Origin of the sequence: Microcoleus sp. C2D2 (assembly GCF_036702495.1) — a bacterium.
Lineage (GTDB): Bacteria > Cyanobacteriota > Cyanobacteriia > Cyanobacteriales > Microcoleaceae > Microcoleus.
Map to the genome: position 1 here is coordinate 1 of NZ_JAUBTO010000221.1, position 9,395 is coordinate 9,395.

At 46.6% G+C, this 9,395-nt stretch carries 7 protein-coding genes; 4 read left to right on the forward strand and 3 right to left on the reverse strand.

Annotated features, from left to right (window positions below):
• Window positions 1-183: 183 nt before the first annotated feature.
• Complete coding sequence (locus tag QUB61_RS35750; RefSeq protein ID WP_333135695.1) at window positions 184-831, forward strand: hypothetical protein; 648 nt, start codon at window positions 184-186, stop codon at window positions 829-831.
• Window positions 832-857: 26 nt separating this feature from the next.
• Here the strand turns inward: QUB61_RS35750 and QUB61_RS35755 are convergent, their stop codons facing one another.
• From QUB61_RS35755 to QUB61_RS35765, 3 genes are all read right to left on the reverse strand, one after another.
• Window positions 858-2,093, reverse strand: a complete 1,236-nt coding sequence (locus QUB61_RS35755) for a class I SAM-dependent methyltransferase (protein ID WP_333135697.1) — start codon at window positions 2,091-2,093, stop codon at window positions 858-860.
• Window positions 2,094-2,336: 243 nt separating this feature from the next.
• On the reverse strand, window positions 2,337-3,521 hold the full coding sequence (locus QUB61_RS35760) for an NAD(P)H-quinone oxidoreductase subunit H (RefSeq protein ID WP_333135699.1): 1,185 nt from the start codon (window positions 3,519-3,521) through the stop codon (window positions 2,337-2,339).
• A gap of 94 nt (window positions 3,522-3,615) precedes the next feature.
• On the reverse strand, window positions 3,616-4,941 hold the full coding sequence (locus tag QUB61_RS35765; RefSeq protein ID WP_333135701.1) for a transposase: 1,326 nt from the start codon (window positions 4,939-4,941) through the stop codon (window positions 3,616-3,618).
• A 111-nt stretch (window positions 4,942-5,052) separates the two neighbouring features.
• Between QUB61_RS35765 and rsmH the strand changes: the two genes are divergently transcribed.
• From rsmH to QUB61_RS35780, 3 genes are all read left to right on the forward strand, one after another.
• Window positions 5,053-5,955 (forward strand): 16S rRNA (cytosine(1402)-N(4))-methyltransferase RsmH, encoded by a 903-nt coding sequence (rsmH, locus tag QUB61_RS35770; protein WP_333135703.1) that lies wholly within the window; start codon window positions 5,053-5,055, stop codon window positions 5,953-5,955.
• A gap of 566 nt (window positions 5,956-6,521) precedes the next feature.
• Entirely contained in the window at window positions 6,522-8,195 is a 1,674-nt protein-coding gene (locus QUB61_RS35775; RefSeq protein WP_333135705.1) for a SpoIIE family protein phosphatase, read from the forward strand.
• 498 nt (window positions 8,196-8,693) lie between these two features.
• Window positions 8,694-9,116, forward strand: a complete 423-nt coding sequence (locus tag QUB61_RS35780; protein WP_006633914.1) for an ATP-binding protein — start codon at window positions 8,694-8,696, stop codon at window positions 9,114-9,116.
• Window positions 9,117-9,395: the final 279 nt, after the last annotated feature.

A 9,395-nucleotide genomic window follows, 5' to 3' on the forward strand; every position in this document is an offset into this window, starting at 1 on the left:
TAATTGGGTCAACAGGTAAAAGATGAGTAATTTTACTCATTGACAATAGTGCTTTTAGCTTAACTTGTGAGTAATGGGGCTTTACTGGCTTATGTACCCAAAGCAAAATTGAGGTGATATGACGTTGAAAATTAGCTGGCTCTTGGTTTATGATCGAGGAAAATACATAAAGAGGGAAAGTCAATGATCAAGTTTGACATAGGTCATTACACCGATTTTAAGTTGCCCAGCAACTCAGATATTCCCGAGCAATTACAGCAAACTCTTCACAGGGTTTGGGAAAGAAAGTATCGTGATTTATACGAAACAGGTGGAAAGTGCAATGTAGAAGAAGCTTTTGTAGAAGTAATGACAGCCTTTGGAATGCCTAATGATGCAATATCCCATCAGCGATATGTCTATATGGCTTATGGAATAGCATTAGCAGCCAAACCGACCATTAAACATTACTTTCCTGAAGAACACAAGGCTGATATCGTTCAAGGAATTGTATCTTGTTGGCTGAAGGATAGCTGTGAAATCCCAGAAACTTGGGCTGATACCTTGTTTCCTAACATCAACAAAATCGGAAAATATCAAGCTACTGACGAAGCTTACAATATCTTTTACGGCTTGCTGCAAACACTCAATACGAAAACAGCTTATAAGGCCATCTTAGATATTCTGTATGATGCGATTACTGGTGATGCCATTTCTGGTTTTACTGAAGCCAGACGAGATATGTTTAATTGGTGGCTGATCGAAGTAATTCCTGCTGCTTATTGTTTAAAGCTGCCATCTACTTTATATTCGGGAAAATGGGAATTTCCGCCGTTGAGTAAGCTTGCGTAATCGATATAAGCAAATCGATCGAATAACTAATCCGGCACTCTCAAACCCTTCAAGATTCTCCCCTTTTCCTCCTCCCTCAACCCCTTCGACTGCACCAAAACCCCAAAACCCCCCAAACCCCTCGGATCGATCAACTGATGCAAAGCCTCCCGTCGCCGCAACAACGTTGCCAAATCCAATGCTTGCGCATCATTTGTAGACAGAGAAGCAATACGATCGCCCAAACCCAACGCCATCAAAAACAAAGCCTGCTGAGTAAACCCTACCACATCTAAACCGCACAATTCACCCTGCCTTTCCAGCGCCGTAAAATTAACATGAGCCGTTAAATCCTGCCGCCCCACATTAATATAAGGATTATTGTGATATCGGTGCAGATAATAACACTGTAGCGTCCCCTCCCTGCGCCTCGGATTGTAATAGCGGTGCGCCGGATAGCCGTAATCAATAGTTAACAAATATCCCCGCTGCAACTTTTGAGCAACTGTACTAATCCAGTCCAAAGCCGCCAAATTCACCTCACTGCGATAACCATCCCCGTAAACACTCGCCGACAAATCGATGCTTACCAAATCCAAATATTCGGCAATTTTAGGCGTGGAAAATTCGCCAATTACTTCAATAAATTTTATCTCTTTTTGTTCATTTTTTTGAGTTTCTGCGGTAACGTAAATCTCCCTAACTTGCCCTTCTTCCACAATGAATTGATGCACGGGCAAAGCATCCACTAACTCGTTAGAAAAGAAACAGCCGACTATTGAATTATTAACTATCTCATCCCAATTACACCACTTAACACACTTGATATCACCTAACCTTTGGCGTTGTTCCGCCTGAAGTATTGGCGAAATTTCAACAATTATGTATGTTAAACTTTTAAATAAGTCGGGATGTTGCCGTTGCAGATATTGCAGCACATTTTCGGCGAAAGTTCCCCGCCCAGCGCCCATTTCTACGATCGCGAAATTGAAAGGGCGATCCTCTTCGAGGGCTCCGCTAACGAGAATTTGCCACATTTCCACAAACTGCTGTGCCAAAACCTCCGCAAAATCAGCACTCCAATGAGGCGACGTGATAAAATCGCCTTGTTTGCCGATCGACGGGCGATCGCTATTGTAATAACCGTGGTGCGGATGATATAATGCCAAATTCATATATTCAGCAAAAGTAATACGCCCCTGCGGACTGGCGGCAATTCTTTCGCAGATTAAAGCGCAGAGATCCGAGTTGCTGTCATTGATATCTGATTGCTGAACTTTCATAATTTATCGAATCAAAGTTGATGTTATTTCCTGTGTGAAGGAGAGATTTTTTTTTATTGACCGCAGAGGGCGCAGAGGGCACAGAGGAAGAGAGTAGAGAGAAATAAGGTACATTTTAGCGACGTTAATAGCAATATTAATCGATATCCATCCGCGTTGATCCGCGTTCATCTGCGGTTTAAAAAAATCAACCCGGTTCCACAAAAAAACCGGGTTAATTTATCAGATAAAAACCGACCAAACCTACCTATCAACCGAGCCCATAATAATGTCGATACTTCCCAAAATCGCCACCAAATCGGCAATCTTCACGCCCCGAACAATGTGAGGCAAAATCTGCAAATTATTAAAATCCCCAGTCCGAATCTTCCAGCGCCAAGGAAACACATTATCATCCCCGATAATATAAATCCCCAACTCACCTTTGCCGCTTTCAACGCGGACATAATGTTCGCCCTTGGGAATCTTAAAAGTCGGCGCTACTTTTTTGCCAATAAACTGATAGTCAAAACCATTCCATTCAGATTTTGGCCCGCTTTCGAGTCGCTTCGCTTCCAAATTCTCGTAAGACCCACCGGGGAGTCCTTTCAAGGCTTGATAGAGAATCTTAACCGACTCGCGCATCTCCCGAATCCGCACCACATACCGGGCCAAACAATCGCCAGCAGCTTCGGTACAAACTTCCCAGTCGAAGTCGTCGTAACATTCGTAATGGTCAACTTTCCGCAAATCCCACTTAACGCCGGAAGCGCGCAACATGGGGCCGGACAGTCCCCAGTTAATCGCTTCTTCGCGAGAAATAGTACCCAGGCCTTCAATCCGGCGGCGGAAGATGGGATTGTTGGTAATTAAACGTTCGTACTCGTCAATTTTGGGAACGAAATAATCGCAGTAATCTTCGCACTTATCTACCCAACCGTAGGGCAAATCCGCGGCAACTCCGCCGATGCGGAAATAGTTATTATTCACCATGCGATAACCTGTGGCTGCTTCCCACAAGTCTAAAATCATCTCGCGATCGCGCATAGTATAGAAAAAAGGAGTTTGCGCCCCCACGTCCGCCAAAAACGGCCCCAACCACAACAAATGGTTAGCAATCCGGTTCAACTCCAGCATGATTACCCGAATGTAACTCGCCCGTTTGGGGACAGCAATATTCGCCAACTTTTCCGGCGCATTGACTGTCACCGCTTCGTTAAACATCCCCTCCGCATAGTCCCAGCGGCTCACGTAGGGCACGTACATCACGTTGGTGCGATTTTCGGCGATTTTTTCCATCCCGCGGTGCAGATAGCCCAAAACAGGCTCGCAGTCCACCACATCTTCCCCGTCTAGGGTGACGATTAGCCGGAGTACCCCGTGCATGGATGGGTGGTGCGGCCCCATGTTGAGCACCATCGGTTCGGTTCTAGTCTCAATTCTTGACATAATTAAATGAATTAATGATTACTAGCTATTGTTGATTTTTGTTTGGCTTTTTTGACCCTCCCCTGGCTAAAGCCGAGGGAATTCTAAGAGGATGTTACGAAACGGAATCAATCCGCGTTTCTTCACATTTTCTCTCTAATTTCAGAAGATTAATTCTTCTTGGGGCAGTCAATGACCCCCTAGACACTCCGGCAAAGCCATTGTGCTTACTTTTCCTTCCGATATTTGCTGAACCATTCAAGTCACTGTTAACCAGATGCTCCTCTTTTGTCCGATACAATCCTCGCTTAATTCGCTTACCAGAGAACGGGTAAGTCTTAGGATTGTCGGCATTGTAAACAGGTACTTCATCACCATCGATAGCACTTGCTTTGCTGGTATACGACTCTTCCTGTTCGGTGTAAACCAATCCGTATCGCTCACACAGTGCTCTCAACTTAGAACGCAAAGAATAAAACGGGATTTGTACAAAGTTCTGGTTGTTGCACTTGCCGATGTTGATTTCCTGTTTGATTCCAGGATTATAACCAACAATCAGTTGTGCAATCTGGTTATCAATGCAGTGGTTGACTATAAACCGTGCTGCCTTGTTCAGGTAATCTCTCACCTGATTATTGCGCCTTACCACCAGCTTTACTTGCTGGTTGGTAATACCTTTAATTCCCTGCTTATCCTTGATGGATTGCAGACAAGCATTGCGTTTGTTGTACCACTGGTTAATCGATTTAATTGGTTTGCCATCCACAAGGAAGGATGCCCCATTGGTATCAACACAAGCAGCAAGGTTGTCTACTCCCAAATCAATGCTAATCGCACTACTGGGATTGACTTCTACAGGTTCTGGTTCTACTTCGCTGATAAATTCAACCTCGAAGTATCGACCGTTGTATTGGGGGTGAATGCGAATCTCTTTGAGGGATCCGTAGTTAATGCGGTTGGGAAAGTTGATCCAGACTTCCCCAAACTGTTTCTTGAATTGATTGGACATGGGTATCCGAAACTTGCAGTCTTTGATGACCAGTCTCGGTACTTTTGTCTTGTCCTTACGGGTAGACAACCCGCAAGGGATTATCAGCAAGAAGTAGCCGTCTTTTGGCAAGTAGTGAGGAAGCTTAACTCGCTGTTGGTAGCTTCCCTCCCTAACTGCACTAATCAATCCGTAGAAGCTTTTAAATGTTCGGTCTACTACCTTCAGCGTCTGTTGAGCAATATCAGTGTTCAGCAACTGGTAGTTCTCGTTAACCTTACAATGGTGGTAGTTCGACTCGTAGCGCAGGTGCTTACGCTCCTGAAAGAAGTATTGTCGAACTGTGTAAAGCCCTACGTTGTAGAGGTTCTTACTCAGTCGGCACAATTCCTTGAGAGCCAAAAACTCGGACTTATTCAGTTCTCGCACTTGGTTCTTCTGGGTCAGGTACATAACCATCTTTTCGCTACAGTTATTAAGTATACAGCGAAATGGCAGGATGAATCCTGCCTATCCGTTTTCCTCCCTGGTCTAAAGACGCAGGGTTTCCAACGAGGATTTTCTATGAAGGATATCGAGCTTTCTGAGAAGGAGACCCTTGGATCTGATGTCAGTATTGACACCTATCACGTTCCAGTTTTGGGTCAAGAGTTAATTGCCGGTTTGGCTGTGCGTCCCGGCGGCCGCTATTTGGACGCGACGCTTGGGGGCGGCGGACACACGAGTTTGATTTTAGCGGCGGCGGCTGATGTTACAGTGGTGGCGATCGACCGCGACGAACAAGCCATCCGTTTTTGCCAAGCCCGATTTGCCAACTCGCCCGTTGAGTTTTGGCACGGCAACTTTGCCGAATACAAGTCCCCAGATGGCGAATTTGATGGTATCATAGCAGACTTGGGCGTCAGCTCGGCTCAGTTCGATACACCGGAACGAGGATTTAGTTTTCGCCACCCAGCTCAACTAGATATGCGTATGAACCAGCAGCAATCTTTGACCGCAGAAGAGATTATCAATCACTGGGAAGAAGTTAAACTAGCAGATATTATTTACAAATACGGTGAAGAGCGACTGTCGCGGCGCATCGCGAGGCGGATTGTACAAGGGCGTCCTTTTCAAACTACAACAGAACTCGCTGGGGCGATCGCCCTCGCCTTCGGTCCCAAGCAGCGCAACGGCAGAATCCATCCCGCCACCCGCACTTTCCAAGCTTTAAGGATAGCCGTCAACTCCGAACTAGCTTCTTTAGAAACTTTCCTAAACCTTGCCCCAAGGTGGTTAAAACCCGGTGGGAGAATCGGAATCATTACATTTCACAGCCTGGAAGACCGACCCGTCAAGCACCAACTCAGAGGAACACCCAGTTTACAGGTACTGACAAAAAAGCCGATCGTGCCACAATCCGAAGAAGTAGCTAGAAATCCCCGCTCTCGTTCTGCTAAGCTCAGACTGGCAGAAAGAGTAGCTTGATTCGGCAGTAGTAATATGCTTGCTGCAAAAAGTTCAGAGATTAGGGGGACTTGAATGCAGCAATATGCGTGCGATTCGGCACAGGTGTAGGGAATAGCGCCAACAGCCCACCCCTAACCCTCCGGGTATAGTGGGGCTTGAAATTCAGCCGATTTTGACCACACTCAGGTAGCAATACCGGGGTTAGTAGTAAGTGTTAAAATTCACACCGAGGACATTATGCAGCTAGTTAATAACTCTGCAATCAGAGCATTAATTAGTCATTTGGGAGGCGGGTGTGTTTAGAAAAGTACCGACTGCTAACACGGTCGTTACTCGTATCAAAGCGCGAAAGCTGACTGGGGAATTTTCCCTATTGAAGCGGCCTACCGAGGCGGGTTACAGTATCGAAAGCCTCTCATCTGTTGTGCGAACAGATGGTGCGAAAGGAATGCTCACCTTGAGGTGAAACGGGTTTCTTTAACTCAACTTGACGTAACTGATATGTTGCATATATCCAGCCCCCCTTTTCCTCCCGCCACCTTGCTGAGTACAGCTAGGGTGGGGGTTTTCAAGGGGGAAGAAAGATGAGTCGGGGAGATGGAAGCAAGCTGAAACTGATGGTAGTCGATGACGAACCAGACAACTTGGATTTATTGTACCGGACGTTTCGACGCGACTTTCAAGTTTACAAAGCAGATAGCGCCCTCAGCGCCCTGGAAGTTCTAGACCAACAGGGCGAGATGGCGGTGATTATATCTGACCAGCGGATGCCAGAAATGAATGGCACCGAGTTTTTGGGGAAAACAGTCGAGCGATTTCCCGATACGATTCGGATTCTGCTAACGGGATACACAGATGTTGAAGATTTGGTCGAGGCCATCAACTCAGGTCAAGTCTTCAAATACATCACCAAACCGTGGAATCCAGAAGAACTCAAATTGGTGATCAATCAAGCCTCAGAAACTTACAAATACTACAAGCAGCGCAGCGTTGCATTGCGCCGCGCTTTGCGCAAAGAATCTCTGTTCAATGAGGTAATGAGCGTGATTCGCGGGTCGCTAGATTACTCTAGTATGGTACAAACTATTGTTCAAACCGTAGGTCAAACTTTTGAAGCCAACTATTGTATGCTGCGGCCGGTAGAGACCGATCGACTATTGCCGAGTACCTTCCCCTACCAAGCCCAAACCGACGAGACCATTCACTTTTCTTTTGATGAAAATTTGCTGGTTCAAGCCGTAGCCAGCCGCCAAACTCAAGTGAACCCAAACAGTGGGGGGGACGGTAAATCGGTTGAGATTGCCGTGCCCCTGACTTACCAGCAAGAATTGCTGGCGGTACTGGCTTTGTGCCAGATTGGCGGCACTAACCCTTGGTCGGCAGAAGATATAGAGTTAATAGAAGGTGTAGCAGCTCAAGCTGCTCTGGCCCTGTCTCAAGCTAAGCTATACCAGCGCACTCTGGATTTAGCCAAGCAGATGCAAAACGAGTTGGAAGTGGCTCGCCAAATCCAAACAAACTTGTTGCGCCAAAGTTGGCCGGATTTTGAAACAGTCAGGGTGCAAGCTTGCTGCTATCCCGCGCGGGAGGTTGGCGGCGACTTTTTTGAAGTCTACGTCCACTCCCAAGGGGATATTTGGATAGCGGTGGGAGATGTTTCGGGTAAGGGAGTTCCGGCTGCTCTATTTATGGCCAGCGCGATTTCGGTGATGCGGCGGGAACTTTCCCAAGAAGTTTCTCCTGAACCCGATCGAGTTATGCACAATATGAATAGCAGTATGTCTGACGACCTGATCGGCAACAACCATTTTATTACAATGGTTGTTGCTCGTTACACTCCCTCAACGGGACACCTCGCCTTTGCTAATGCCGGTCACATTTACCCGATCGTTTGGTCTCACTCGGAGGTGAAAGCTCAAGCCGCTAGCGGTAAAACGCCAGCCGAGCCGAATTTCCTGAAAGCTCGCGGCATTCCCTTGGGGATACTACCAGTTTGGAGAGGCAAAGCAGGTACGATCGAATTAAAGTCAGGAGATGTATTTCTGCTGACGAGTGACGGGATTACTGAAGCTAGCGTGACCACTGAAGCGGTCCCTGGGGGTGAACAAACCCGTTCTATGCTACAACAAGAAGGGCTTTGGCAACTCTTGATTCAGGAACCTGGTTCCTTCAACTTGGACAATTTGTTGGCTCACATCAGAGCTGACAATCCCGTTCAGGAAGACGACCAAACCATACTCTCTCTGGAGGTCCTCTGAATCTGTCAGCGACTCCCGACGCATAGTCGGGGGTGAGAGCCGAAAAAACTGAAGCCCTGCTTGTTGACGGCCCACAGAGTAGTCCCGCAAAGGACTGCGTTATAGTCAACAGTAAAAAACCTAGCCCGCGATCGCGCGCAGCTAGTTTCCTGAATCGCTTTCCTGGGGGATTAAACACCTGTAAAGGTTTAAAGTAGAAGGCATTCGTCAGAAAAAACCAACGCTTAAAAGCCAGGGATTGAAACAAAGATTTTTTATACTTCGCTGCTTGCAGTCTGGGTATAATTATCACTTGTTAATGGGCTTTAGACCCATAACTAAAGTTTTCAACAATACTCTTAACTTCTGCCTTCTACCGAATGACGAATGCCTGATTTTTCAACAGAAAAGGCTAGTATCCCCCGAGTAGCGATAAGTATTGAGACCGAATCAATTCGGCGCGTCGTGTTTTATACCTGGTGTCAAGACACAGGGTTTTCAAACTTACGGGATTTTTTTATGAATACTGAGCTTCATGTGCCAAGCGACTTGCGGTTTTTAACAATTGTTGAAAATTGGTTGCTGAGCAGTTTGGAAGTAGAGCTAGGAGAGCACGTCGATTGGCCGCGTCAGTCGAATCGTTTGCGCTTGGTGTTAGCAGAAGCCTATTCTAACGTGATCCGCCATGCTCACAAAGATCAACCCAATTTGCCCGTGTTAATTCGCTTGAATTTAAAAAATAGGGATATTGGTTTAGAAATTTGGGATTACGGTAAAGGTTACGAAATGGATACTTACAATCCACCGAGACCGGAAGCTAAACAGGAAAGCGGCTACGGCTGGCTGATTATGAGCAGACTTATGGATCGGGTGGACTACACTTTGCAAATAGACGGTCGCAACTGTCTGAAGTTGGAAGCAAGTTTGCCGGAAAAATCTTAATTAGTCATTAGTCATCAGTCATTGACAATGCACTTTTTGACTGGCTTCGGCTGTCTGTCGCACGGTGCGGTGACAGCCACTTTTTCGTGCAGTATCGTCCCTCTCGCTTGAGACTGTAAGATTGTAGGGGTACAGGCCCGATCGCACAAATACCGAACCAACGCGGTCTTTATACCGTTAGCCGCACTTCACCAGAGATTTGGTTGACACTCCCCGGCGTTTACGCACGGGGATTCTTTAATCTACGAGCCAATTTGCTGAGGCAGGACTTCTCCAACC

Excerpts from the sequence above, each read along its gene's own strand:
- rsmH (WP_333135703.1), top strand. The coding sequence starts at position 5,053 with ATGAAGGATATCGAGCTTTCTGAGAAGGAGACCCTTGGATCTGATGTC.
- QUB61_RS35760 (WP_333135699.1), bottom strand. The coding sequence starts at position 3,521 with ATGTCAAGAATTGAGACTAGAACCGAACCGATGGTGCTCAACATGGGG.
- QUB61_RS35750 (WP_333135695.1), top strand. The coding sequence starts at position 184 with ATGATCAAGTTTGACATAGGTCATTACACCGATTTTAAGTTGCCCAGC.
- QUB61_RS35775 (WP_333135705.1), top strand. The coding sequence starts at position 6,522 with ATGAGTCGGGGAGATGGAAGCAAGCTGAAACTGATGGTAGTCGATGAC.
- QUB61_RS35780 (WP_006633914.1), top strand. The coding sequence starts at position 8,694 with ATGAATACTGAGCTTCATGTGCCAAGCGACTTGCGGTTTTTAACAATT.
- QUB61_RS35755 (WP_333135697.1), bottom strand. The coding sequence starts at position 2,093 with ATGAAAGTTCAGCAATCAGATATCAATGACAGCAACTCGGATCTCTGC.
- QUB61_RS35765 (WP_333135701.1), bottom strand. The coding sequence starts at position 4,941 with ATGTACCTGACCCAGAAGAACCAAGTGCGAGAACTGAATAAGTCCGAG.